General features: G+C 70.4%; 22 protein-coding genes. 11 read left to right on the forward strand and 11 right to left on the reverse strand.

The window, feature by feature from the left end; genetic code table 11:
* Together ABZS64_RS28785 and ABZS64_RS28790 are read right to left on the reverse strand one after the other, a co-directional pair.
* Nucleotides 1-1935: AAA family ATPase (locus ABZS64_RS28785; protein WP_355835904.1), on the reverse strand; the 1935-nt coding region annotated here is incomplete at its 3' end.
* A gap of 339 nt (nt 1936-2274) precedes the next feature.
* Nucleotides 2275-2913, reverse strand: a complete 639-nt coding sequence (locus ABZS64_RS28790) for a hypothetical protein (protein WP_355835766.1) — start codon at nt 2911-2913, stop codon at nt 2275-2277.
* Nucleotides 2914-3090: 177 nt separating this feature from the next.
* Here ABZS64_RS28790 and ABZS64_RS28795 point away from each other — a divergent pair, with 177 nt between their 5' ends.
* On the forward strand, nt 3091-4458 hold the full coding sequence (locus ABZS64_RS28795) for a peptidase C39 family protein (protein ID WP_355835769.1): 1368 nt from the start codon (nt 3091-3093) through the stop codon (nt 4456-4458).
* Between the two features lie 117 nt (nt 4459-4575).
* Complete coding sequence (locus tag ABZS64_RS28800) at nt 4576-4725, forward strand: SCO1431 family membrane protein (protein WP_355835772.1); 150 nt, start codon at nt 4576-4578, stop codon at nt 4723-4725.
* Nucleotides 4726-4957: 232 nt separating this feature from the next.
* Here ABZS64_RS28800 and ABZS64_RS28805 read toward each other — a convergent pair whose 3' ends face one another.
* Complete coding sequence (locus tag ABZS64_RS28805; RefSeq protein ID WP_355835907.1) at nt 4958-5479, reverse strand: DUF6230 family protein; 522 nt, start codon at nt 5477-5479, stop codon at nt 4958-4960.
* A gap of 191 nt (nt 5480-5670) precedes the next feature.
* Between ABZS64_RS28805 and ABZS64_RS28810 the strand changes: the two genes are divergently transcribed.
* Complete coding sequence (locus ABZS64_RS28810) at nt 5671-6351, forward strand: TetR/AcrR family transcriptional regulator (protein WP_355835775.1); 681 nt, start codon at nt 5671-5673, stop codon at nt 6349-6351.
* 217 nt (nt 6352-6568) lie between these two features.
* On the opposite strand, the gene ABZS64_RS28815 is transcribed toward ABZS64_RS28810, so the two are convergent.
* Complete coding sequence (locus ABZS64_RS28815) at nt 6569-7819, reverse strand: glycoside hydrolase family 18 protein (RefSeq protein ID WP_355835778.1); 1251 nt, start codon at nt 7817-7819, stop codon at nt 6569-6571.
* A 339-nt stretch (nt 7820-8158) separates the two neighbouring features.
* Between ABZS64_RS28815 and ABZS64_RS28820 the strand changes: the two genes are divergently transcribed.
* Nucleotides 8159-9331 (forward strand): acyl-CoA dehydrogenase family protein, encoded by a 1173-nt coding sequence (locus ABZS64_RS28820; protein ID WP_355835780.1) that lies wholly within the window; start codon nt 8159-8161, stop codon nt 9329-9331.
* Nucleotides 9332-9333: 2 nt separating this feature from the next.
* Here ABZS64_RS28820 and ABZS64_RS28825 read toward each other — a convergent pair whose 3' ends face one another.
* A complete protein-coding gene (locus tag ABZS64_RS28825; protein ID WP_355835783.1) occupies nt 9334-9633 on the reverse strand; it encodes a hypothetical protein in 300 nt (99 codons plus the stop codon).
* Nucleotides 9634-9778: 145 nt separating this feature from the next.
* On the opposite strand from ABZS64_RS28825, the gene ABZS64_RS28830 reads away from it, so the two are divergent.
* Nucleotides 9779-10903, forward strand: a complete 1125-nt coding sequence (locus ABZS64_RS28830) for a hypothetical protein (protein ID WP_355835786.1) — start codon at nt 9779-9781, stop codon at nt 10901-10903.
* A 54-nt stretch (nt 10904-10957) separates the two neighbouring features.
* Entirely contained in the window at nt 10958-12031 is a 1074-nt protein-coding gene (locus tag ABZS64_RS28835; protein WP_355835788.1) for a phosphotransferase family protein, read from the forward strand.
* A gap of 8 nt (nt 12032-12039) precedes the next feature.
* On the opposite strand, the gene ABZS64_RS28840 is transcribed toward ABZS64_RS28835, so the two are convergent.
* Entirely contained in the window at nt 12040-12447 is a 408-nt protein-coding gene (locus ABZS64_RS28840; protein WP_355835791.1) for a hypothetical protein, read from the reverse strand.
* A 204-nt stretch (nt 12448-12651) separates the two neighbouring features.
* Between ABZS64_RS28840 and ABZS64_RS28845 the strand changes: the two genes are divergently transcribed.
* The 4 genes from ABZS64_RS28845 to fxsA all read left to right on the forward strand — a co-directional run bounded on the left by ABZS64_RS28845 (nt 12652) and on the right by fxsA (nt 16763).
* Nucleotides 12652-13092: an Lrp/AsnC family transcriptional regulator gene (locus ABZS64_RS28845; RefSeq protein WP_142215982.1), complete on the forward strand. Its 441-nt coding sequence runs from the start codon at nt 12652-12654 to the stop codon at nt 13090-13092.
* A gap of 9 nt (nt 13093-13101) precedes the next feature.
* On the forward strand, nt 13102-14742 hold the full coding sequence (locus tag ABZS64_RS28850; protein ID WP_355835795.1) for an amidohydrolase: 1641 nt from the start codon (nt 13102-13104) through the stop codon (nt 14740-14742).
* A gap of 592 nt (nt 14743-15334) precedes the next feature.
* Nucleotides 15335-16105, forward strand: a complete 771-nt coding sequence (locus ABZS64_RS28855) for a polyprenol monophosphomannose synthase (protein ID WP_355835798.1) — start codon at nt 15335-15337, stop codon at nt 16103-16105.
* A 61-nt stretch (nt 16106-16166) separates the two neighbouring features.
* Nucleotides 16167-16763 carry an FxsA family membrane protein gene (fxsA, locus tag ABZS64_RS28860; protein WP_355835801.1) on the forward strand — a complete coding sequence of 199 codons (597 nt, stop codon included), beginning with the start codon at nt 16167-16169 and terminating at the stop codon, nt 16761-16763.
* A gap of 117 nt (nt 16764-16880) precedes the next feature.
* Here the strand turns inward: fxsA and ABZS64_RS28865 are convergent, their stop codons facing one another.
* The 4 genes from ABZS64_RS28865 to ABZS64_RS28880 all read right to left on the reverse strand — a co-directional run bounded on the left by ABZS64_RS28865 (nt 16881) and on the right by ABZS64_RS28880 (nt 20317).
* Entirely contained in the window at nt 16881-17255 is a 375-nt protein-coding gene (locus ABZS64_RS28865) for an RNA polymerase-binding protein RbpA (RefSeq protein WP_142215978.1), read from the reverse strand.
* A 255-nt stretch (nt 17256-17510) separates the two neighbouring features.
* On the reverse strand, nt 17511-18857 hold the full coding sequence (locus ABZS64_RS28870; protein WP_355835804.1) for an MFS transporter: 1347 nt from the start codon (nt 18855-18857) through the stop codon (nt 17511-17513).
* Between the two features lie 42 nt (nt 18858-18899).
* The gene (locus ABZS64_RS28875) at nt 18900-19664 is read right to left on the reverse strand and encodes a glycerophosphodiester phosphodiesterase (RefSeq protein ID WP_355835807.1); all 765 of its coding nucleotides are present in this window, start codon (nt 19662-19664) and stop codon (nt 18900-18902) included.
* On the reverse strand, nt 19661-20317 hold the full coding sequence (locus tag ABZS64_RS28880; protein ID WP_355835810.1) for a hypothetical protein: 657 nt from the start codon (nt 20315-20317) through the stop codon (nt 19661-19663). The genes ABZS64_RS28875 and ABZS64_RS28880 overlap by 4 nt, the downstream gene beginning before the upstream one ends.
* A 98-nt stretch (nt 20318-20415) precedes the next feature.
* Here ABZS64_RS28880 and ABZS64_RS28885 point away from each other — a divergent pair, with 98 nt between their 5' ends.
* The gene (locus ABZS64_RS28885) at nt 20416-21915 is read left to right on the forward strand and encodes a PLP-dependent aminotransferase family protein (RefSeq protein WP_355835813.1); all 1500 of its coding nucleotides are present in this window, start codon (nt 20416-20418) and stop codon (nt 21913-21915) included.
* Between the two features lie 31 nt (nt 21916-21946).
* Here the strand turns inward: ABZS64_RS28885 and ABZS64_RS28890 are convergent, their stop codons facing one another.
* A complete protein-coding gene (locus tag ABZS64_RS28890) occupies nt 21947-23500 on the reverse strand; it encodes a hypothetical protein (RefSeq protein ID WP_355835819.1) in 1554 nt (517 codons plus the stop codon).
* Nucleotides 23501-23509: the final 9 nt, after the last annotated feature.

Below are 23509 nucleotides of genomic sequence, written 5' to 3' on the forward strand. Positions count from 1 at the left end.
ATCGGGCGCTCCCGGTGCGGACCCTTGGAGCACCCCCGCACTGGTGCTGCCCGTAGGGCAGGTGGTGGGGTCCACCGGACCGCGGCCCGACAGGACCTCGCCGTACGCCTGCATCAGATCGGGCAGCCGCAGCGTGGAGAGATCCTCGCGGGTCGGCGTGCCCGGGTATCCGGACAGCCGCAGATCACGGTAGGCGCAGCTCTTCTCGTACAGCGTGCGCAGAAAGCGGCCGTTGCCGAGCTCGTCGATCCAGCCCTGGTCGACCACATGGCCGCTGATGGAGCGCAGCTCCTCGCGGACCTCGTCGTCCCACACATCACCGTTCTCGGCGGCCAGTACCTCGCCGATCGCGGTGAGTTCGAGAGGGCGGTACGAGGGGAAGTCGACGCGGGTCGTGAAGCGGGAGGAGAGCCCGGGGTTGGTGGCGAGGAGCCGGTCCATGCCCTCGGGGTAGCCGGCCAGGATCACCACCAGATGGTCGCGGTTGTCCTCGGCGCGCTTGAGAAGGACCTGAAGGGCCTCGTCGCCGTATGCGTCGCCCTTGGAGTAGCCGGAGTTGGACAGGCTGTACGCCTCGTCCACGAACAGCACACCGCCGAGTGCCGAATCGATGAGCTCATTGGCCTTCACCGCCGTCTGGCCAAGGAACTCGCCCACCAGATCGGAGCGTTGGGCCTCCACCAGATGGTCGCCGCCGAGCAGCCCGAGGGCGTAGAAGACCCGGCCGAGGATTCGGGCGACGGTGGTCTTGCCGGTGCCGGAGGGGCCCGAGAAGACAAAGTGACGTTTCGGAGGCTGGACCGGAAGGCCCTGGCCGGCTCTCAGCCTGGCCATCTTCAGTTGTGCGGACAAGGCCTTGACCTGCCGCTTCACCGGCTCCAGGCCCACCATCCGCTCCAGCTCCGCGAGCGCTTCGGCAAGCAGCACCGGATCGGTGGGGCCCGCCGGGAAGGCCGGGGCCGACGGCTGTACGGGAACCACCGCTTTGCGCCGTACACCCTCGGGCGGGACGCTCGGCACGGAGCCCGGGAGCTGGGTCTGCGGATCGAGGCCGATCCGCGTCTCTGCCGCGAGGGGTCCGTCCCCGTCGGCCTGAGCGTCCACGACGTCCTGGCCGACACCGGCGATGGAGACGGCCGCGAGGCCTGCCGAGTCGTCGTACCCGTCGATGCCGTCGTACTCCGCGATCGCGGCGAGGCGCGCCGAGGTGTCCATGAAGGCCGGATCGATCCGGTGCACCGCCCGGTACAGCGGCAGGGCGGCGGCGCTGCGGCCGGTGCCCTCGTGCGCCCGCGCCAGCCAGTACCGCAGCTCCTTGCGCTGCGGCTGCTCGCTGCGACAGCGCATCAGCGCGGCGGAGAGCAGCGGCTCCGCCTGCCCGTACATCTCCAGGCGCACCCGGGCCATACCGCCGAAGAGCCCGGCCTCGATGCCCAGCATCGAGTCGTTGACGAGCGGCTCGGTGTGGCGGACGAGCTGTTCCCAGTCCTTGACCAGATAGGCCCGGCAGGCATGCAGAAACCGCACTTGAGGGTCGGCGTCCACCGGTGGCAGCCCCGCGAGCGCCCGGTCCAGCTCCGGCACATGACGGCCGTCGAGCCAGTGGGAGGCGTGCGCGAGTAAGAGATCGCGCGGGCTCTCGAGGACGGGCTGGACCCACCAGCCCAGCCAGTACCAGGAGTTGAGTGTGCGGCGGTGGCGGGCGCGCTGCTCGCCGAAGCGTTCGCGTGCGCGGTACATGCGCAGCAGCGCGGTCGTGGTGTCGACGCGCAGCGCATGAAGACCGAGCCAGCCGTCGGCCATCCCGGGATCGAGCTGTACGGCGGTGCGGAACTCCTCCTCCGCCTGTGGATACGCGCCCATGGTGTAGGCGTCCACGCCGCGCACCCAGGCGAGGTCGGCGGGGGCCGGTGCGCCCTGCGTGCCGATGTCCATCAGGTCCCCCACAAACGTGCACCTGTCCTGTGTTCCCGGACCGAACCGCCTTGCCGTGGACGGGAATTGACCCCACCGAGGTGCATCGTACCTGCGCAGAAGGGTTGCGACTAAGGGCGCCACCAGTGAACCGGAGGCAGTGACCCTGGGTAAGCGGAGGGGAGGGCGCCGTGCCGGTGAAGTGGGGGAGAGGGCAGAACGAAGCCCCCGATCACGGGGGAACAACCGGGGGCTTCGCGTCTGCGGCGGCTCCGGAAAGCCGCACATTGAGAACGTAAGACCTGTGCGCCCCCTCGGTCAAGAAGAGTTGGAGCTCTCTTGAGGGTGATTCCCGACTGGTCAGTATGCCGGGGGAAAGCGGTCACCCTGTGTAATGCGTTGGTTCGGTCGTGCTGTCGAAGTAGGTCCCGGGAGCCACTCGTATCCCTCCTGACACTCTCGTATCAGGGCATCCGCGAACGGACGAGAAGGGTCCGTCGCGAAATGGCGTGTCTCCGCCATCGTCCAGGCGTCCCAGAAGGCGGAGAGGCCGATTCCGTCGCGTCGGCGGCCCCGCTGCCAGGACTCTTCGGCGTCCCTCTCCATCCACAGCAGCCCCGCCAGATACGGGCGCAACATCCGTCGCCCCGCCCCGACTCCCTCGATCAGCACGACGGGAGCCGCTTCCAGCGGGCGCGGGGACCCGAAGCGGCGCAGATTCCAGTCGTACGGGTGAAAGTGTGCGGTTCTGCCGTTCGAGAGCGGCTCGATCACCTCGGCCATCATCCGGTCCGTCCAGCCGAAGAGCTCCTCATGGCTGGCCAGATCGTCGAGATGCAGCACGGGCACGCCGTCGCTGCCGCCGAGGGCCGCGGCGAGCCGGGCGGCGAAGGTGCTCTTCCCCGAGCCCGCGTGGCCGTCGACCGCGATCAGCCGTACCGGTCCGCAGGAGGGCGGCAGCGCGCGCAGCGCAAGGGCCCGCCGATCGAGGTCGCTCATCCGGCCAGCCTACGAGGGTGGCGCGGCCCACCGCAGGTCACTCCCCCTGCGGGCGTGGGGGGACCTCCAGTGGACGAGACCAATATTGGTGGAGCGACTCGGCTCCGGATGCTGGCAGAAGGCCACTGCGACCCGTAATAGTTGCCCCCACTGTCGCGCACCTGACTTGGGGGTCCCATGGCCAGACCTGCTTCGCGCAGAACCGTGCTGAGCGCCGCGATCGCCGCGGCGGCGGGTGCGGGCGCGCTGTCTTCGTCCGCCGCCGCGGCGCCCGCCGCCCCGGCCTCGAAGCCCGCCGGACACGGCAAGCCGCTGCCGCCGGTCGACAACCGCTTCTGGACCTCGTACACCGACTGGCGAAGCGGCACGGCGGCCGGCACCCGGGCCGTCGCGGGCCTGCGCCCGAGCCTGGTCATCGGCAGCGCCGCGGGCCGCTCCTACTACACCGACCCGCACACCGGGAAGACGGCCACCTGGGAGTACGCCACCTGGACCTCGCCTGTCCATGTCTCCCCGGTGCCCGCGACCGAGGTCATCGCCTCCTGGAACGCACGGACCCCGGCTGGCACCTGGCTCCAGGTCGAGCTGCGCGGCCGCTACTCCGACGCCACCCAGACCCCCTGGTTCGTGATGGGCCGCTGGGCGGCGGGCGACGGCGACATCCGGCGTAGCTCGCTCGACGACCAGACCGACGGCAAGGCCACCATCTGGACCGACACCTTCTCGGTCGACGATGCGGCGGGCGGGCTGCGGCTGAACTCGTACCAGCTGCGGCTGACCCTCTACCGCAAGCCCGGCACGGGCCTCACGCCCACCGTATGGCGGCTCGGCGCGATGGCATCCGACATCCCGGACCGCTTCACCGTGCCCGCGTCGGCGCCGGGTCTCGCGCGCGAGCTGGCCGTGCCGCCCTACTCGCAGAACACGCATGTCGGCCAGTACCCGGAGTACGACAACGGCGGTGAGGCCTGGTGCAGCCCCACCTCCTCGCAGATGATCATCGAGTACTGGGGGCGCGGACCCAGCTCCGACGACCTGGCCTGGGTGAACCCGGACTTCGCCGACCCGCAGGTCTGCCACGCGGCCCGCTCCACCTTCGACTACCAGTACAACGGCTGCGGAAACTGGCCCTTCAACGCCGCCTATGCGGCCACCTACCCGGACATGAGCGCGGTCGTCACCCGGCTGTCCTCGCTCACCGACCTGGAATCGCTGATCCGCGCCGGTATCCCGGCCATAACGTCACAGTCCTTCCTCAAGGAGGAGCTGACCGGGGCGGGCTACGGCACCTCCGGCCATCTGATGACCGTGATCGGCTTCACGGCCGACGGTGACGTGATCGCCAACGACCCGGCCTCGCCCAGCAACGCCGCCGTGCGCCGTGTCTACAAGCGCGCCGAGTGGGAGAAGATCTGGCTCCGCACCAAGCGCTACAACGCGAGCGGCAAAGTGGTGTCGGGCACAGGCGGCGTCTGCTACCTGTACTGGCCCGCACGTCCGACGGCCGCCCAGCGCCGGGCTCTGGCGGCCTTCGGCATCCACTGAGAGCACGAGCGGACCCCGGGGGCAGTGACGTACGTCTCTACCCCCGGGCCGCTGCCGCTGGCACTGTGGTCGGTCACCGGGGGACGCATCTGCTGGACGACTGAACCGAGACGCACCATGACTTCGACCGCTGCCACCGCCGACGTTGCCGAGACCCGCGCCCGCACCGGCGGCCCCGACGACGGCTCCAGGATCCTCGAGCACATCTGCGGCTGGACCCTCGTCGTCGTCCTCGCCATGCTCGTCACCCAGCTGGGACTGATCTAGGGCCTGTCGTTCGGATCTTGCCGGGCTCGCGTGCCCTGGTGCGCACTCCCCCGTAGCCCTTCGGGCACGGGAGGTGCCCCCACGCCGCGTTGTCGTCAGTCGCCGACGCTCCGCGTCGGCTCCGTCCTCCGCCTTGCGATCGCACGCACCGCAGTGACATCAGCCGCTCCGCGGCGGGCCGCTCACTGATCCGGCCTGATCGACCGGACAGGACCCAGGGGGTGCCCCGCCCTCAGAAGCACTTCTTGCCACCGATGCTCACATCGACCTTCATCCCCTTCAGCCGGAAGTTCCCGCCGGTCGCGGACCAGGCGTGCGACCGCACCCCGACGACCTCGATGTCCCTGGCCTGGAGACCGAACTTCCCCGCCTCGCCCTTGACTCCGCCGACCGCGTCCAGCGTCGAGGCGTCGCGGCCGATCTGCGCCGTGCCGAAGCGGGCGTCACCCACCAGGTCCTCGCCGTCGATCACCAGATTGCTCGCGGTGACCTGACCGGCGTCGCCGCCCGCGGTCAGTTTGAAGACGACCTTGCCGACCGGGGTGTCCACTTCGGCCGCCTGGCAGATGTCGCTGAGCGTGGCGTCGCCGATGCCCAGCAGGGCCACCGGATGGCCCCTGCCGTCCACCGATCTGTCGGTCTGTACATATGAGGCCAGCCCCTGGCTCGTCAGCTTGCCTGAGGAGACCTGGAAACTCGTGCCCGAGACGGCGAACGACGCGGCGAGCGCGCCCTCGGCCATCACCGATGCCATCGCCCCGACCGCGAGAACCGCGGGAATCGCGACGACGGCGGTCTTCTTCCACGCGGTTCTGCCCTCGACGCGTGGCCTGTCGACTGTGCTCACTTCTTCCTCCCGTACGTCGTCCACGTGCGTAGGGGGAGTGCGTGCGCAGGTCTGCCATACTGCGGAGATCCTGTGGCAGTTGGAGACTAGGGCTCAATTTGAATAATAGTCAACAGCGCGGCGCGACCGAACGATCGCAGGTACGCCGCGGTGAACTCATCGCAACCGGGCGGAAGTTGTTCGCCGACACTTCCTATGACGCGCTGTCGATGGATGACATCGCCAAACACGCCGGAGTCGCCAAGGGCCTGATCTACTACTACTTCAAGAGCAAACGCGGCTACTACCTGGCCATCATCGAGGACTCGGTGGCCGACCTCGTCTCGCGTGCGGCGGGCGAGACCGAGCTGCCGCGCGCCGAGCGCGTGTACCGCACGGTCGACGGCTATCTCCGCTACGCCCAGCACCACCAGGCGGCGTTCCGCACGATCGTCACCGGCGGCGTCGGCTTCGACACCCAGGTGCAGTCGATACGGGACGCGGTGCGCGAGGAGCTGATCGCCACCATCGCCGAAGGCGCGTACGGCAGGCGCGACATCCCCATGCTCGCCCGGCTCGCGCTGCTCGGCTGGCTCAGCAGCGTAGAGGGAATCACCCTGGACTGGCTGGGCCACCCGGAGCTCACCCGGGAGACGGTGTGCGCGCTGCTGATGCGGATGCTGCGCGGCACGCTTCATACGATCGCGGAGTTCGAGCCGGAGTGCCCGGAACCGCCGAGGGAGCCCCTGCCCGCCGCGCTCACCGACCAGGAGTGCGTGCCCACAGCCGTCGAGGCATGACGCGAGGGCGGGCCGCCGTGCGGGCTGCCCGCCCTCGACTCAGCTCATCAGCACGCTGGGTCCTGTCCGGCCGATCAGGCCGGGCTCGCGTGCCCTGGCACGCACATCTGCCGCGTTGTCGTCAGTCGCCGACGCTCCGCGTCGGCTCCTTCCTCCGCCTTGCATCTGCACGCACCAGACCCCGCTCACTGATCCGGCCTGATCGACCGGACAGGAGCTAGTTGATGGCCTTGATCAGCTCCCCGTTCGAGGTGTCACCGCTGAGCTCCCAGAAGAAGGTGCCCCCCAGGGCCTGCTGGTTCTTGTAGGTCATCTTCCCGGCGATGGTGGAGGGGGTGTCGTAGTTCCACCACTGACTGCCGCAGTGGGCGTACGCGGTACCGGCGACGGTTCCGTTGGCCGGGCACTTGGACTTCAGTTCCTTGTAGTCGTCGATGCCCTGTTCGTACTTGCCGGGCGCGGGTCCGGTCGCCGTGCCGCCGGGTGCCTTCTGGGTCACGCCCGTCCAGCCGCGTCCGTAGAAGCCGATCCCGAGCAGCAGCTTCGACGAGGGAACGCCGAGGCCCTTGAGCTTCTTGATCGCCGCATCGGTGTTGAAGCCCTGCTGCGGAATGCCGGTGTAGGACGTGAGCGGCGAGTGCGGGGCGGTCGGACCCTGGGCCGCCCAGGCGCCGAAGAAGTCGTACGTCATCGGGTTGTACCAGTCGACGTACTGGGCCGCGCCCGCGTAGTTCGCCTTCTCGATCTTGCCTCCGGCCGAGGCGTCCGCCGTGATCGCCGCGGTCACCAGGTTGGAGCTGCCGAACTTCGAACGCAGCGCGGACAACAGGTTCTTGAAGGACTCCTTGCCGCTGGTGTCACAGCTCAGACCGCAGGCGTTGGGGTACTCCCAGTCGATGTCGATGCCGTCGAAGACGTCCTTCCAGCGGGGGTCCTCGACCAGGTTGTAGCAGGACTGGGCGAAGGCGGCGGGGTTGGCCGCGGCCTGGCCGAAGCCGCCCGACCAGGTCCAGCCGCCGAAGGACCAGAGGATCTTGAGGTTCGGGTGCAGCTTCTTCAGCTTGCGCAGCTGGTTGAAGCTGCCCCGCAGCGGCTGGTCCCAGGTGTCGGCGACGCCGTCGACGCTCTGCGCGGCCGTGTAGGTCTTCTCGTAGTCGGCGAAGGAGTCGCCGACCGCGCACTTGCCGCCGGTGACGTTGCCGAAGGCGTAATTGATGTGGGTCAGCTTGTTCGCGGACCCGGACGTCTGGATGTTCTTGACGTGGTAGTTGCGGTCGTAGACACCCCATTCGGTGAAGTAGCCGACCACCTTGCTCCCGGCCTTGGGAGCGGCAGCGGCTTTCGCGGCGGGGGACTCGCCGGCGGAGGCGAAGTGGGCGCCGGTGAACAGGGTCGCGCCGAGAGCGGCGGTACAGGCTGCGGCTATGAGCGCCCTGAAGCGGGCGCGGGGACGGTGTGGTCCGGGCATCAGGTCTCCTCGTGGGGGAGGGAGATCGAGTGGGGGATGTGCAGGCGGCCGTCGGACTTCTTTGGCATGAACGCGTTCATGTTCTGGGGGGAACGGTAGATGGACTAGACCAGTCGGTCAATGGTTCGGACCAATCTCGGCCGGGCCCACGAGAAGCGGAGTCGGGAATTCCAACCCGTGACGTAACTCCGCTGATCGGGCATACTCAACGCGCCAACAGCCGCCGTCAGCCACTTTCGTGATCCGGAAGGGCAGCATCGGCCTGGCAGGAAGACCGGCGGCGCGCCCACACCCTTTGCGCGCGACGCCGCAGCGCCCGACAGGGAGGAGAGCGCCGCAATGCCCGACCGCGCCCCGCAGCCGGTGGAACGTCAACTGCCCACCGAGGAGTCCAGGGATCTGATCACCCTGGTACGCGACATCATCCAGCGGGAGATCGCCCCCAGGGCGGCCGAAGAGGAGGACTCCGGGCACTTCCCGCGCGAGGTCTTCTCCCTCCTGTCCCAGTCCGGGCTGCTCGGCCTCCCGTACGACTCCGAGTACGGCGGCGGAGACCAGCCGTACGAGGTCTACCTCCAGGTCCTCGAGGAGCTCGCCGGCGCCCGCCTCACGGTCGGCCTCGGCGTCAGCGTCCACTCCCTCTCCTGCCACGCCCTCGCCGGCTACGGCACCAAGGAGCAGCAGGCCGAGCACCTGCCCGCCATGCTCGGCGGCGGCCTGCTCGGCGCGTACTGCCTGTCCGAGCCCGCATCGGGATCGGACGCCGCATCGCTGCGCGCCAAGGCGGTGCGCGACGGGGACAGCTGGGTGATCACCGGCACCAAGTCCTGGATCACGCACGGCGGAATCGCCGACTTCTACACGGTCATGGCCCGCACCGGCGGCGAGGGGGCCCGAGGCATCACGGCCTTCCTCGTCCCCGGGGACACGCCAGGCCTGAACGCCGCCGCGCCCGAGAAGAAGATGGGCATGAAGGGCTCGCCCACCGCCCAGTTGCACTTCGACGGTGTACGGGTCCCCGACTCCCGCCGGATCGGCGACGAGGGCCAGGGCTTCGCGATCGCGCTCTCCGCCCTCGACTCGGGCCGGCTCGGCATCGCGGCCTGCGCCATCGGGGTCGCCCAGGCGGCCCTGGACGAGGCCGTCGCGTACGCGACCGGGCGGCAGCAGTTCGGCCGGCCCATCGCCGACTTCCAGGGGCTGCGCTTCATGCTCGCCGACATGGGCACCCGGATCGAGGCGGGCCGCGCGCTCTATCTCGCCGCCGCACGGCTCCGGGATGCGGGACGGCCCTTCTCCCGGCAGGCCGCGATGGCCAAGCTGTTCTGCACGGACACGGCGATGAGCGTGACGACCGACGCGGTCCAGGTGCTCGGCGGCTACGGCTACACGCTGGACTTCCCGGTCGAGCGCTATATGCGCGAGGCCAAGGTGCTCCAGATCGTCGAGGGCACCAATCAGATCCAGCGCATGGTCATCGCCCGTCACCTGGCCGGTCCCGAGACCCGCTGAACCTAGTCGCCCGGCTTCGTGGGCGCCGTGGGCCAGGGGGCGTTTGTCGTCGCCGTCCGGTAGGTGGTTTCCCGGGCGATCCCGCGGCCGGTCCGCGCTGACCCGAAAGCCGGCGGCGCCGCGAGCCTGCTCCATTCAGGGTCGCGGCGCCCCGGCAAGGTTCTGCCTCCGCTCGCCCAGAGCTGGAGCAGCTCTCGGTAGATCGGCGGATCGGCCGGGTGCGGAACCGATTCTTCGGGTGCGGGTGCGGGTGTCGCGAGCCGGCGCCGACCGTGGGCGGGCGTCGAGTACAGCAGGGTCATGCCTGGGCAACGCCGCCGGTCCCGGGCGGGTTACCACCGGGGCAAATAGGCCCCCTGTTCGCGAGGCACCCCGTGGGCGCCCGCCTCTGGTCTCCGCAGGGCATCTGACGTACCGTCAACTTCCTTGCCGCCCAGGAGGTCAGCCGTGTCCGACGACCGCCCGATCGCCCTCGACGAATACCCCGTCCACCAGGCACCCCTGTCGATGAAGCACCTTGTCACCGGCGACCGCAACGCGTACGACCGGTGCATCTTCCAGGTCTTCGACCACGAAGGCCGCGCCCTGCTCATCGCGGGCCTCGGGGTCTACCCCAACACCGGCGTCATCGACGCCTACGCCACCCTGCGCCTCGGCGACCGGCTGCACGCCGTACGCGCCTCCGACGCCCTGACCGACGACCGGATGAACCTTGCCGTCGGACCGCTGCGGATCACCGTCGACGAGCCCCTGCGCCGCCTCACCCTGCACTGCGACGCCGACCCGGACGACCCGGGCTCGCTCTCGTACGACATCACCTGGAGCGCGGACTTCCCGGCCGTCTGGGAACCGCACCACATCCAGCGCCGCGGCGACCGGCTGATGCTCGAAGGCCGCCGCTTCGTCCAGGCGGGCAAATGCGCCGGTGTGATCCGGGCCGCCGGCGAGGAGATACAGGTGACGGCGGGGGAGTGGACCGGCACCCGCGACCGCAGCTGGGGCGTGCGGCCCATCCCCGGCGAGGAAGGCGGCCGCGCCGCCGAAGAACTGCGGCCCGAAGGCTTCCACTGGCTCTGGGTCCCCGTCCGCTTCGAGGACCGCTTCCTGATGGTGATCGTCCAGGAGGACGCCGACGGACACCGCAGCCTGAACGAGGCCCTGCTCGTACGGGACGGGGAGCGCGACATCCAGCTCGGCTGGCCCCACGCCGACATCACCTACCGGCCCGGAACCCGCGATCCGCGGACCGCCGTCGTGCATCTCACCGACCAGACCCGCAAGCCCGTCGAACTCGGCGTCGAGATCCTCGCCTCCTCGCCGCTGGCCGTCGGCGCCGGATATCCGCCCGCTACTGACTGGCAGCACGGCACCTGGCAGGGCCGCGGCTGGACGGACCGGCGCGTCTACGACCTCACCGATCCCACCGCCCACCCCGCGGCCGCCTACGGCGTCACCGACCACTCCGCCCGCTTCACCCTGGACGGCCGGACCGGGCACGGGATCTTCGAGCACGGCAGCTTCGGACGGCACGACCCGAGCGGCTTCACCGGGTACGCGTCGGTCGCCCCCTGACCTGGTGAGTCGGCCCCTGACCTCCGACAAGGACCTTCCGAGAGGAGTCGGCAGATGGCAACGGCACCCCGCCCCCGCACCACCACCCGCGACCCCGAGGAGCTCGCCCGCCGTCTCACCGCCTGGCTGGACGCCCGGCTGCCCGGCGCCAAGGTCGGCGGCGTACGGGTCCCCGAGTCCAACGGGATGTCGAGCGAGACGCTGCTCTTCGACATCGAGCACCCCGAACCGCCGGTCAGGGCCTGCGCGTTGCGGCTCGCCGCCGACCCCGCCGCGTACACGATCTTCCCGGTGTACGACATGGCTCTGCAGTACCGCACGATGCGGGACGTCGCCGAGCACACCGACATCCCGGTCCCGCGCGTGCTCTGGCTGGAGGAGGACGCCGGGGCTCTGGGCGCGCCGTTCTTCGTGATGGAGCGCGTGGACGGCCGGGTACCGCCCGACGTCATGCCCTATACGTACGAGGGCAATTGGCTGCACGCCGCGAGCGACGCCGAGCGCGCCCACCTCGAACGGGCCACGGTCTCGCTGCTCGCCCGGCTGCACGACCAGCACCCCGTCGAAGCCGGGGACGGCAGTGCGCTGAGCCGCCAGGTCGATGCCCAACGGGCGTACTACGCCTGGGTGGTGAAGGGACTGCCGCGCTCCCCGCTCATAGAGTCCGGCTTCGACTGGCTGGACGCCCACTGGCCGGCGGGCGAGGGCGAGACGGTTCTGAACTGGGGCGATGCCCGAATCGGCAACATCATCTACGACGGATTCGAGCCCGCGGCCGTGCTGGACTGGGAGATGGCGTCACTCGGCCCGCGCGAGGTCGACCTCGGCTGGACGGTGTATCTCCATCGCTTCTTCCAGGACCTGACGGTGAGCTTCGGGCAGCCGGGACTGCCCGAATTCCTGCGCCGGGACGCCATCGAGCGGCGCTATGCCGAACTCACCGGCCACACGCCGCGCGACATGGAGTTCTACACGCTCTACGCGGCGCTGCGGCACGCGATCGTCATGCTGCGCGTGGCCTACCGCCAGATCCACTTCGGCGAGACCCAGCTCCCGGAGGACCCGGACAGGCTGATCCTGCACCACGGCAGTCTCGCCGCCATGGTGCAGGGAAGCTACTGGACCTAGTACGGGACCTACGCGGCGTGGCGCCGCATCTGCGGCACGCGCAGGGGACGCGAGCCCGGACCGCCGACGTGAGAGAAGGGCTGCGTCCGCCAGTCGAGCCCCTGAGGGAGTGTCAACAGGAGCGCGGTGTCCTGCTCCTGGACATCGAGGGTCTCGTCCGCGGGGCGGGCCTGCGATGCGGCGCGGCCGGTACCGGCGCACACGGTGAGCCCGAAGGGATTCCACGGGGTGGGGCACAGCGCGTGCTCCGGCAGGACGTCCTCGTCCGCCAGCAGCGCGATGGGCTGTGCGCAGTCCGGGCAGATGACCCGGTACATCTCAAAGGTGTCGTACGCGTCGAGCTCGTCGATCTCGGCCGGTTCGGCCGAATCAACAGGCTCCGGTTCGGTACGTCCGGTGTTCTTGACACTCTGCATGGAGAATCTCCCCCTCGGGTGGGCCGACCAGGCACTTGCGGCCTCGACCACAGCAAGCAATTCCCCACCGGCCCGGGAGGTAACCGCGCGGTCACGAGGGACCGGGCCGCGAGCCTGTGGCATTCGTCACATGCCCGCCGCAGGTGCCTCCGGGTGCTTCCGCCGACTGTGCCGGAAGCCGCCTGGGGCAATAGGTTGATCCGCATGGAGGAGCTCGACAGACAGATCGTGGAATTGCTCGTCAAGGACGGGCGGATGAGCTATACCGACCTGGGCAAGGCCACCGGCCTGTCCACATCGGCGGTGCATCAGCGCGTCCGTCGCCTTGAGCAGCGTGGTGTCATCCGAGGCTATGCCGCCGTCGTCGACCCCGAGGCGGTCGGGCTGCCGCTCACCGCGTTCATCTCGGTCAAGCCGTTCGACCCGAGCGCGCCCGACGACATCGCGGAACGTCTCGCCGACGTGCCCGAGATCGAGGCCTGCCACAGCGTCGCGGGCGACGAGAACTACATCCTCAAGGTGCGTGTGCCGACCCCGCTGGAGCTGGAGCATCTGCTCACCCGCATCCGCTCGCTGTCCGGGGTCTCCACGCGTACGACCGTCGTGCTCTCCACCCCGTACGAGGCACGCCCGCCGCGTATCTAGGCTGGTCCCATGACCGAGAGCGCCGCCCCCCAGAGCGAACACCGCACCGTGCTGCTGCGCGGTGGAGAAGTCCACAGTCCCGCCGACCCCTTCGCCACCGCGATGGTCGTCGAACGAGGGCATATCGCCTGGGTGGGCTCCGAGGGTGCCGCCGACGCCTTCGCCACCGGCGTCGACGAAGTGATCGACCTCGAAGGGGCGCTGGTCACCCCGGCGTTCACCGACGCACATGTGCACACCACGGCGACCGGCCTGGCCCTCACCGGGCTCGACCTGTCCGGGGCGCGCATCCTGGCCGACGCGCTCCGGCTCGTACGGGAGCACAGCGCCGCACACCCCGCCGACAAGGTGCTCCTCGGTCATGGCTGGGACGCCGCGCGCTGGCCCGAGCAGCGACCGCCGTCCCGCGCCGAACTGGACGAGGCGGCCGGCGGGCGCCCCCTGTATCTGCCGCGGATCGACGTCCACTCGGCCGTCGTCACCACCGCACTGCTCGACCTGGTCCCCGGTGTCACGGGCCTCACCGGCTACCACCCGGACGCACCGCTCACCGCCGCCGCCCACCACGCCGTGCGTGCGGCGGCCCATGGTGCGATCACCCCGGAGCAGCGCACCGCGGCCCAGCGCGCCGCACTCGCCCGGGCCGCGTCGCTCGGCATCGGAACCGTCCATGAGTGCGCCGGTCCCGACATCTCCGACGAGGACGACTTCACGTCCCTGCTGGCCCTGGCCGAGGCGGAAGCGGGCCCGAGGGTCGTCGGCTACTGGGCCGAACGGGTCGCGAATGCGAAGGACGCCCGGCGCATCCGCGAACTCGGCGCGATCGGCGCGGCCGGGGACCTCTTCGTCGACGGCTCCCTCGGCTCGCACACCGCCTGCCTGCACGCCCCGTACGCCGATGCCGGGCACACCGGCACCGCCCACCTCGACGCCGCCGGCGTGGCCGCCCATGTCACCGCCTGCACCGAGGCCGGGCTGCAGGCCGGTTTCCACGCCATCGGCGACGCCGCGCTGACCGCGGTCGCCGAAGGTGTCCGGGCCGCCGCCGGCACACTCGGCCTCGGCCGCGTCCGAGCCGCTCGCCACCGTGTCGAGCACGCCGAGATGCTCACGCCCGAAACCATCGCCGCCTTCGCCGACTTCGGCCTCACCGCCTCCGTGCAGCCCGCCTTCGACGCGGCCTGGGGCGGCGAGGACGGCATGTACGCCCAGCGCCTCGGCGCGGACCGGGCCCGCACGCTCAATCCGTACGCGGCACTCCTGCGCGCCGGGGTCCCGCTCGCCTTCGGCTCCGACAGTCCGGTGACGCCGCTGGATCCCTGGGGCACCGTCCGGGCGGCCGCCTTCCACCGCACGCCCGAGCACCGGGTCTCCGTGCGCGCCGCGTTCACTGCCCACACGCGCGGCGGCTGGCGGGCCGTCGGCCGCGACGACGCGGGTGTTCTGGTCCCGGGCGCCCCCGCGGACTACGCCCTGTGGCGCACCGAGGAACTTGTCGTCCAGGCCCCCGACGACCGGGTCGCCCGCTGGTCCACCGACCCCCGCTCCGGCACCCCGGGCCTGCCCGATCTCACCCCCGGCGCGGAACTCCCGGTCTGCCTGCGGACCGTGGTCTTCGGACAAACCGTCTTTGAGCGGCCGAACGAGTGACGTACGGACATTTCGTACCGCCGATCGATGTTTCCGGTGCTCGGCCACGACCTGCGGATCTTCGGTGCTGACCTGCTGATTTGGGCAAAGCGCGCAGATCAGACGACTGTTGACATGGAGCGCCCACCGGCGGGTAGGTTCGGCCGAGTCCACCACGGGACGTCCGACCGGCAACTTCCACGCAGTCGTCGAACGCCGCTGGGTCATGGGGCAGCGTGTCGCACCGGCGCACTGCCACTGGGAGCCAGGTTCAGCGCCCGCGCCTCGGGGGCGAGGGAAGGTTTCAGCCGGACGGCAGGTGTGACCCGGGTGGGGCCCGGCGTTCAGTAGACAACGGCTCTCGGTCGACCCGCAGCCAGCGGGTCCCAGGTCGGCCCGAAGGACGCCGGGCCCTGATCCGCAGCTCCTCTGCACGCCCGTCCGGTCCTCTGCACGTCCCTCAGGCAGATTTCCGCGCGGCCCGATCGGCCGATGTCCGCGCCCCTTCGCGCGCTCGTCGCGGCACCTGCGACACCCCAGGTCCGTGCCGCCGCAGCCACGCGCCGGGCGCTCGCTATGGTGGGGCTCTGTGCACGGACTTTAAGGGGCAGCAGTGAACGACGGCGGTCAGCGGCGGTACGGCCCGCTCGGCAGAGCCTTGGTGATCATTCCGACCTACAACGAGGTCGAGAACATCAAGCCGATCGTCTCCCGGGTGCGCGCAGCCGTGCCCGATGCGGACATCCTCGTCGCCGACGACAACAGCCCCGACGGAACCGGCAAGGTCGCCGACGAACTCGTGGCCCAGGACGACAAGGTGCACGTCCTGCACCGCAAGGGCAAGGAAGGCCTCGGCGCCGCCTATCTCGCGGGCTTCGCCTGGGGCATCGAACACGGCTACGGCGTACTCGTCGAGATGGACGCCGACGGCTCCCACCAGCCCGAAGAACTTCCCCGGCTGCTCACCGCGCTCAAGGGCGCCGATCTGGTACTCGGCTCGCGCTGGGTCCCGGGCGGCCGCGTGGTGAACTGGCCCAAGTCCCGCCAGTTCCTCTCCCGCGGCGGCAGCACCTACTCCCGCCTCCTGCTCGGCGTCCCCATCCGCGATGTCACCGGCGGCTTCCGCGCCTTCCGTGCCGAAACCCTCCAGGGCCTCGGTCTTGCCGATGTGGCCTCTCAGGGCTACTGCTTCCAGGTCGACCTCGCCCGCCGGGCCGTCGCCGCCGGCTATCACGTCGTCGAGGTCCCGATCACCTTCGTCGAGCGCGAACTGGGCGACTCCAAGATGAGCCGGGACATCGTCGTCGAGGCGCTGTGGCGGGTCACCGCCTGGGGAGTCGGCGACCGGGCGAATCGTCTCCTCGGCCGCAAGCAGTCCCCCTGACCGGCTCCTTACTGATCGGCCGCTTACGCCGCTACGGCGGGCGTCCAGGCACACTGGGAGCATGACGACCGGCGCACCGAACCCGACAGCCCCCAAGCGCTCACGCGCCCGCACCTTTGTCCCCCTCGGCGTCGCCGCCTGGGTGGTCCTGGAGGTCTGGCTGCTGACCCTCGTCGCATCGGCCACGAGCGGGCTGACCGTGCTGGTTCTGCTCGTCGTCGGCGCCGTTCTCGGCGGTGTCGTCATCAAGCGGGCCGGGCGGCGAGCTTTCCGCAACCTCACAGAGACCCTGCAACAGCAACAGTCGGGTCAGAGCCCCGCGGCGAACACGGGCAACGGCACAGGTGCCGGCAGCACGGGCAATGGCTTCCTGATGCTCGGCGGACTGCTCCTGATGCTGCCGGGTCTGATCTCCGACGTGGCTGGCCTGCTGCTCCTCGTGCCGCCGGTCCGCACCGCGCTCGGCCGGTACGCGGAGCGGTCCCTGGAGCGCCGTATGCGCGCCGCATCGCCCGGCAGCCTGGGCGACGCCTTTCAGCAGGCCAGAATGCACCGGCCGGACGGGAAGGTCGTGCAGGGGGAGGTCATCCGGCCGGACGCGACGCAGTCGTCGCGTGGTTACGAGGACGAGGGCCCGCGGCCCCCGCTGGCGCCCTGAGACCCCGGAGCCGCGACATCACAAAGCCGCGAGAGCACAGCGCCGCGACAGCACAAAGCCGCGGGCCGTCTCACACCAGTGTGAGACGGCCCGCGGCTGTTGTGTTGTATTACGCGGTCAGGCGGACTTCCGGCTGTCCCGCGGGTGCACGGCGATGTTCATGGCGCCGGAACGAAGGACGGCCAGCCTCTCGGCCAGCACCTCCTCCAGCTCCTCGCGGGTGCGCCGCTCCATGAGCATGTCCCAGTGCGTCCGCGCCGGCTTGCCCTTCTTCTCCTCGGGGCCATCCCCGTCTACGAGGAGTGCCTGGGTCCCGCAGACCTTGCACTCCCACTCCGGCGGAATTTCCGCCTCAACCGAGAAGGGCATCTCGAAACGATGGCCCTTCTCGCATGCGTACTCCACCGCCTGGCGCGGGGCCAGATCGATGCCGCGGTCCGTCTCGTAGCTGGTCACCACGAGTCGCGTACCGCGGAGAGCTCGCTCACTCATGAATCGTGCCTCCCGGGCTTGTCGCCCACAGGACAGGTGTCGCTGTCGTCGTCATCCGGTCAACGTCCGGTCGGCGGTAAAGATTCCCGTTCCGGGTCATGCGTCGCCCGTCGTGCCGCCCCTTGTTGTACCCACCAGTGCCCGGTTTGTCACATCTGGCAGAAAGTGTCACCCAGTGATTTCACTTCTTCAGCACGCAGTAACGGTCCGCCTGGCAAGCCAAAGGCGTACACTACCGGCCTTTCACTTCAACGTCTAAATCCGCTCCGGCACGGGGTTGCCCGCAGCGGCCACCGCCTGCCTGATCGGGACCCGCGCGAGCAGCACGGAACCGAGCGCGAAGAAGACCACCAGAGAGATGATCGCGTCCCGATAACTGCCGGTCAGCTGGTACGCGAGCCCGAACACCAGCGGTCCCAGCCAGCTCAGCCCGCGGTCGCTCATCTCGTACGCCGAGAAGTACTCCGCCTCCTTGCCGCGCGGCACCAGATGTGAGAACAGCGACCTCGACAGCGCCTGACTGCCGCCCAGCACCAGACCGATCGCCCCCGCCAGAGCGAAGAACCAGACCGGCGCCCCGGCCGGCAGGAGGTACCCCGCCGCCAGAATCACCGTCCAGACGGCGAGCGACGCGAGAATCGTCCGCTTGGCCCCGTGGGTCCGGGCGAGCCGCCCCATGCCCAGCGCGCCCGCCACCGCGAGCACCTGCACCAGCAGCACCGCAGTGATCAGCGTCGTCTGATCGAGGCCCAGCTCCTCGGAGCCGTAGATCGACGCCTGCGAGATCACCGTCTGGACCCCGTCGTTGTAGATCAGATACGCCAGCAGGAACGACAGCGTCAGCGGATGCCTGCGCATGTCGCGCAGTGTGGCCAGCAGCTGCCGCCAGCCGGAGCCGACCGCGCCCTCGCCGCTCGGCGTCACCTGCCGGTCCCGCAGGCGCCGCAGCGGCACGAGTGTGAAGGCGCCCCACCACAGGCCCGCCGACGCCAGACAGATGCGAACTGCCGCCGACTCCGAGAGACCGAATGAATCGTGGCCCGAGTACAGGACCAGATTCAGCACCAGCACCAGCGCCCCGGACGTATAGCCGAAGGCCCAGCCCCGGGACGAGACCGCGTCGCGTTCCTCGGGCTCCGCGATCTGCGGCAGATACGCGTTGTAGAGGACCATCGACACGGACAGGGAGGCGTTGGCGACGATCAGCAGGAACGCGCCCAGCAGATAGCGCTCGCCGTCCAGGAAGAACATGGCCGTCGTCGCGGCCGCCCCCACATAGGCCGCCACCGCCAGCAGTGGCTTCTTGCGCCCGGTACGGTCTGCCGCCGCGCCTGCCAGCGGCATCAGCAGCACGGCGAGCACCATCGAGACCGAGACCGAGTACGCGAAGACCGAGCCCGCGCGCACCGGGATGCCCAGCGGGTGCACAAAGCCGTCGGCGTCCGCGGCGGCCTTCGCCACCGCTGTCAGATACGGCCCGAGGAAGACGGTCAGCACACTCGTCGAATAGACGGAGCATGCGAAGTCGTAGAAATACCAGCCGCGTTGCTCGCGTCTGCGCTCAGTCGTCCCGGTCGTCCGGCCCGCGGTGTCGGTCGTCACGCCGCGCCCCCTCGCTCGTCCCGTTGTGCAGACGCGCGGGGTTCAGACCCAGACTCCCCGGTCGGTCAGTACCGTGCGCAACGTCTCCAGATGATCGGTCATGATGCCATCCACGCCGAGATCCAGGAGCGCTGCCATCCGGTCCGCGTCGTTCACGGTCCAGACATGCACCTGCAGACCGCGCTCGTGCGCCGCCCGCACAAAGCGCCGGTCCACCACACGGATGCCGCTCTGCGACTCGGGGACCTGGGCACACACCGCGCCCATGCGCAGGGCAGCGGGAATTCCGTACGAGCGCAGCCGCAGGCCCAGTACGCCCCGCACGCCGTACGAGGTGGCCAGGCGCGGCCCTGCCAGCCGCGTCGCCCGCGCCACCCGGCCCTCCGAGAACGAGCCGACGCACACCCGCTCCCAGACGCCCGCCCGGCGGATCAGATCGACCAGCGGAACGAGTGCGGGCTCCGCCTTGATGTCCACATTCCAGCGGGCGTCCGGGAACTCCTCGAGCAGCTCCTCGAAGAGCGCCAGCGGCTCCTTGCCGCCCACCCTGGCCTTCTGCACCTCGCTCCAGGGCAGCTCCGCGATCCTGCCGCCGGCGTCCGTCACCCGGTCCAGCGTCGTGTCGTGGAAGGCGACCAGCTTGCCGTCCGCGGTCGTGTGCACATCGGTCTCGAAGTAGCGGTAACCAAGACCGGCGGCCCGCCGGAAGGCGGCCGCGGTGTTCTCGATCCCGTCCGCCGCGCCGCCGCGATGGGCGAAGGCGAGCGTGGAGGGGTGGTCCAGATAGGGGTGGAGTACGCGGGTCACTCCCGCAGTATCGCCTGCTCGGGTGTCCTCGCGGCGACGACCGTGCTGCCACTGCCCTGATCGGAGATGGCGAAGATGCGCAGGAACAGCTGCGCCAGTGGCCCGATCGCCAGGGCGTAGGCGACCGTGCCCACGCCCACCGTGCCGCCGAGGACGAAGCCGGTCGCCACTACGGCCACCTCGATCGCCGTACGGACCAGCCGGATCGAACGGCCCGTGACCCGGTGCAGACCCGTCATCAGACCATCACGCGGACCGGGGCCGAAGCGGGCCGCGATGTACAGCCCCGTCGCCACGCCGTTGAGAACGATGCCGCCGATCAGCACCGGAATCTGCACCGCGAGCCCGTGCACGTCCGGCACCAGGGCGAGCGTGCCGTCCATCGCGATGCCGATGGCGAAGACATTGGAGACCGTGCCGAGCCCCGGCCGCTGCCTGATCGGAATCCACAGCAGCAGCACGGCCGCGCCGACAATGATGGAAACGACGCCGATCGTCAGCCCCGTCCGCTCGGCCAGGCCCTGATGCAGCACCCCCCAGGGTTCGAGCCCGAGCCCGCCGCGCACAAGGAGCGCCGAGCTCACTCCGTACAGGGTCAGACCGATGTAGAGCTGCAGCAGTCTGCGGGTGAGATGCGTGGGCACGGCGGTCACGTGACCCCCCTCTGGTGGTTGTGGACTGACCCATGACACTCTGTGGCTACGGAACTGATGCCAACCATGGCCAATTCAAGGAAGGTGGACTGACTTCCATGACGCAGTGGACCTCTGCCGTGGGGGCGGCGCAGCTCGCCCGGCAGCTCACCTCCCAGCAGCCCCGCCCGGCCGGGCCCGGCGCCCGCAAGCCGCCCGCCTACCGCGCACTCGCCGACGGTATCCGGCTGCTCGTCCTCGAAGGCCGCGTGCCCGTCGCCGCCCGGCTGCCCGCCGAACGCGAGCTGGCACTGTCGCTGTCCGTCAGCCGTACGACCGTCGCCGCCGCATACGAGGCGCTGCGCGCCGAGGGCTTCCTCGAATCCCGCAGGGGAGCGGGCAGTTGGACCTCTGTACCGGCCGGGAACCCGCTGCCCGCACGCGGCCTCGAACCCCTGCCGCCCGAGTCGCTCGGATCGATGATCGACCTCGGCTGCGCGTCCCTGCCCGCGCCCGAACCCTGGCTGACCCGAGCTGTCCAGGGCGCACTCGAAGAGCTGCCGCCGTACGCCCACACCCACGGCGACTATCCGGCCGGTCTGCCCGCGCTGCGTCAGATGCTCGCCGACCGCTACACCGAGCGCGGCATCCCGACCATGCCCGAGCAGATCATGGTCACCACCGGGGCGATGGGCGCGATCGACGCCATCTGTCATCTCTTCGCCGGGCGCGGCGAGCGCATCGCCGTCGAGTCCCCCTCCTACGCCAACATCCTTCAGCTGATGCGGGCAGCGGGCGCCCGCCTCGTGCCGGTGGCCATGGCCGAGGGGCTGACCGGCTGGGATCTCCCGCGCTGGCGGCAGGTGCTGCGGGATGCCGCACCCCGGCTCGCCTATGTGGTGGCCGACTTCCACAACCCGACCGGAGCCCTGGCCGACGAGGACCAGCGCCGCCGCCTCGTCGACGCGGCACGCTCCGCCGGCACGGTCCTCGTCGTCGACGAGACCATGTCCGAGCTCTATCTGGACGAGGGCATCGAGATGCCGCGGCCCGTCTGCGCCTTCGACCCGGCGGGCAGCAATGTCCTCACGGTCGGCTCGGCCAGCAAGGCCTTCTGGGCGGGGATGCGCATCGGCTGGGTGCGCGCGGCCCCGGACGTGATCCGCTCGCTGGTCGCGGCACGTGCGTACGCCGATCTGGGCACCCCCGTTCTGGAACAGCTCGCGGTCAACTGGCTGATGCAGACCGGAGGCTGGGAGGAGGCCGTCGCCATCCGGCGGGGCCAGGCGCGGGAGAACCGCGACGCCCTGGTCACGGCGGTGCGCAGGGAGCTGCCCGACTGGGAGTTCGACGTGCCGAGCGGCGGGCTCACCCTGTGGGTGCGCACCGGTGGTCTGTCCGGCTCCCGGCTCGCCGAGGTCGGCGAACGGGTGGGTGTGCGGGTGCCGTCGGGGCCCCGCTTCGGTGTCGACGGGGCCTTCGAGGGCTATGTCCGGCTGCCGTTCACGGTCGGCGGTCCGGTCGCGGACGAGGCGGCTACGCGACTGGCAGCCGCGGCGCGGCTCGTGGAGACGGGCGCGACCACCGGGACGGAAGCCCCGCGGACGTTCGTCGCCTGAGTCTGCGGAGTTTGTCGCCGGACGGGACTTGTCAGCTCTCGGCCGATACGGGATCCGGTACGGCATCGAGCGCGGCCCCGTCCTGCCGCTCCGGCAGCAGCTCAAGCACGGCCTGCCGGTGTGCGTCGCTCGTCGCCTCGTCGTACGGGTCCGGCGTCGCCGGCACCTGAAGCCTGAGCACCGGACCGGTACCGAGCCGCGCATAGCCGCGGCCCGGCGGGACCTCGGGTGTAGGCGTGGTGTGCGGCGCGGTCCCGAGGACGGACTCGACCTGCTCGAAGCCGGCGGGGCCCAGCACGACCCGCGCGCGGGTGTGCGTCCGTACGGCCTCGGTGAGCGAGTCCAGGCTGTCGAACTGCTCGGCCACGACCACCGTGACCTGCGCGGCTCTGCCGTGCCGCAGCGGCACCTGAAGGAGCTGCTGCGGATCGGTGTGCCCGTCGGCCGCCGCGAGGTGACCGAAGATGCTCGGCCGGTCCAGCAGGATCCACAGCGGGCGCTTGGTGTCGTCGGGAGCGGGATGCCCGGCCTGCCGGGCGCGGTTGGCGGCGATCAGCCGGCGCTCGGTCTCGTGCGCCGCCCACTCGAGGCTTGCCAGCGCACCGGCAAGACCGCTCTCGACGGCCAGGACGCCTGCGCGCCCGGTCAGACAGCCGTACTCCCCGGTGCCGCTGCCTTCCACGATCAGTACGTCTCCGTGCTGCAGGGCCTGGAGTGCGATCGAACGCAGCAGGGTCGTGGTGCCGCTGCCGGGCTCGCCGACCGCCAGCAGATGCGGCTCCGTCGAGCGCGGTCCGGTGCGCCAGACGACGGGTGGCGCGTCCCTGGTCTCCTCGCCCTCTGCCACCGGCACGGTGCGCTGCACCGCGTCGGCGTCGGTGAAGCCCAGCACGGTTTCGCCGGGGACAGTGACGAAACGCTGGGCGGCGATGGAGGTGGACAGGGCGGGCAGCACGCTCATCACGAGCCGGTTGCCCTCCTCGTCCCAGGTGAAGAGATACTCGCGGCCGCGCCCGGACTTGGCGTGCAGAAGCTGCTCGATGCGGGCCCGGGACTCGGCCTCGCCGTCGGTGAAGTACGCGGGGTAGGCGACCCGCAGTCGCGTGAGCCGCCCATTGCCGTCGAACTCGTAGTCGCTGAAGGCCTTGTCCCAGTCGCCGCCGTGGGCGAACAGCGGGGCGGGGTCCTCGGCGACGGAGAAGTACGGCACGAGCGCCTCGTAGAGGGCTTGCAGCCGACGGGCCTCGGCTTCGTCGGGGCCGGTCTTCACCGGCGTACGCACCCGGCCCTTCCAGGCGGCCGCGGCCATCACCGAGATCAGGGCGACCAGCGGCCCGTACGGGATGAGCGCGACCACCAGGACGCAGGCCGCGACGAGGAACAGCGTGGGGCCACGCCGTTCCTTGGGCGTCGCGGCCCACCTGTGCCGGGCCATGACTGCCAGCTGCCGCAGACCACGCGTGATGGTGATCAGCGGATGGAGGACGTCCGTGGCACTGTCGGCGGCCGTGCGCGCGATTTCCCGGCTCCGGGCGATCTGTGCGCTGCCGCTGCTGAGAATGCGGGGGAGTGGTCGCCGGGCCACATCGGTCTC

The sequence above is a fragment of the Streptomyces sp. NPDC005408 genome (genome assembly GCF_040606445.1).
Lineage (GTDB): Bacteria > Actinomycetota > Actinomycetes > Streptomycetales > Streptomycetaceae > Streptomyces.

Coding starts and splice junctions, on each gene's coding strand:
- fxsA (WP_355835801.1), top strand. CDS start 16,167: ATGACGACCGGCGCACCGAACCCGACAGCCCCCAAGCGCTCACGCGCC.
- ABZS64_RS28865 (WP_142215978.1), bottom strand. CDS start 17,255: ATGAGTGAGCGAGCTCTCCGCGGTACGCGACTCGTGGTGACCAGCTAC.
- ABZS64_RS28840 (WP_355835791.1), bottom strand. CDS start 12,447: ATGCAGAGTGTCAAGAACACCGGACGTACCGAACCGGAGCCTGTTGAT.
- ABZS64_RS28805 (WP_355835907.1), bottom strand. CDS start 5,479: ATGGCATCGGTGATGGCCGAGGGCGCGCTCGCCGCGTCGTTCGCCGTC.
- ABZS64_RS28815 (WP_355835778.1), bottom strand. CDS start 7,819: ATGCCCGGACCACACCGTCCCCGCGCCCGCTTCAGGGCGCTCATAGCC.
- ABZS64_RS28885 (WP_355835813.1), top strand. CDS start 20,416: ATGACGCAGTGGACCTCTGCCGTGGGGGCGGCGCAGCTCGCCCGGCAG.
- ABZS64_RS28800 (WP_355835772.1), top strand. CDS start 4,576: ATGACTTCGACCGCTGCCACCGCCGACGTTGCCGAGACCCGCGCCCGC.
- ABZS64_RS28790 (WP_355835766.1), bottom strand. CDS start 2,913: ATGAGCGACCTCGATCGGCGGGCCCTTGCGCTGCGCGCGCTGCCGCCC.
- ABZS64_RS28825 (WP_355835783.1), bottom strand. CDS start 9,633: ATGACCCTGCTGTACTCGACGCCCGCCCACGGTCGGCGCCGGCTCGCG.
- ABZS64_RS28845 (WP_142215982.1), top strand. CDS start 12,652: ATGGAGGAGCTCGACAGACAGATCGTGGAATTGCTCGTCAAGGACGGG.
- ABZS64_RS28820 (WP_355835780.1), top strand. CDS start 8,159: ATGCCCGACCGCGCCCCGCAGCCGGTGGAACGTCAACTGCCCACCGAG.
- ABZS64_RS28850 (WP_355835795.1), top strand. CDS start 13,102: ATGACCGAGAGCGCCGCCCCCCAGAGCGAACACCGCACCGTGCTGCTG.
- ABZS64_RS28795 (WP_355835769.1), top strand. CDS start 3,091: ATGGCCAGACCTGCTTCGCGCAGAACCGTGCTGAGCGCCGCGATCGCC.
- ABZS64_RS28835 (WP_355835788.1), top strand. CDS start 10,958: ATGGCAACGGCACCCCGCCCCCGCACCACCACCCGCGACCCCGAGGAG.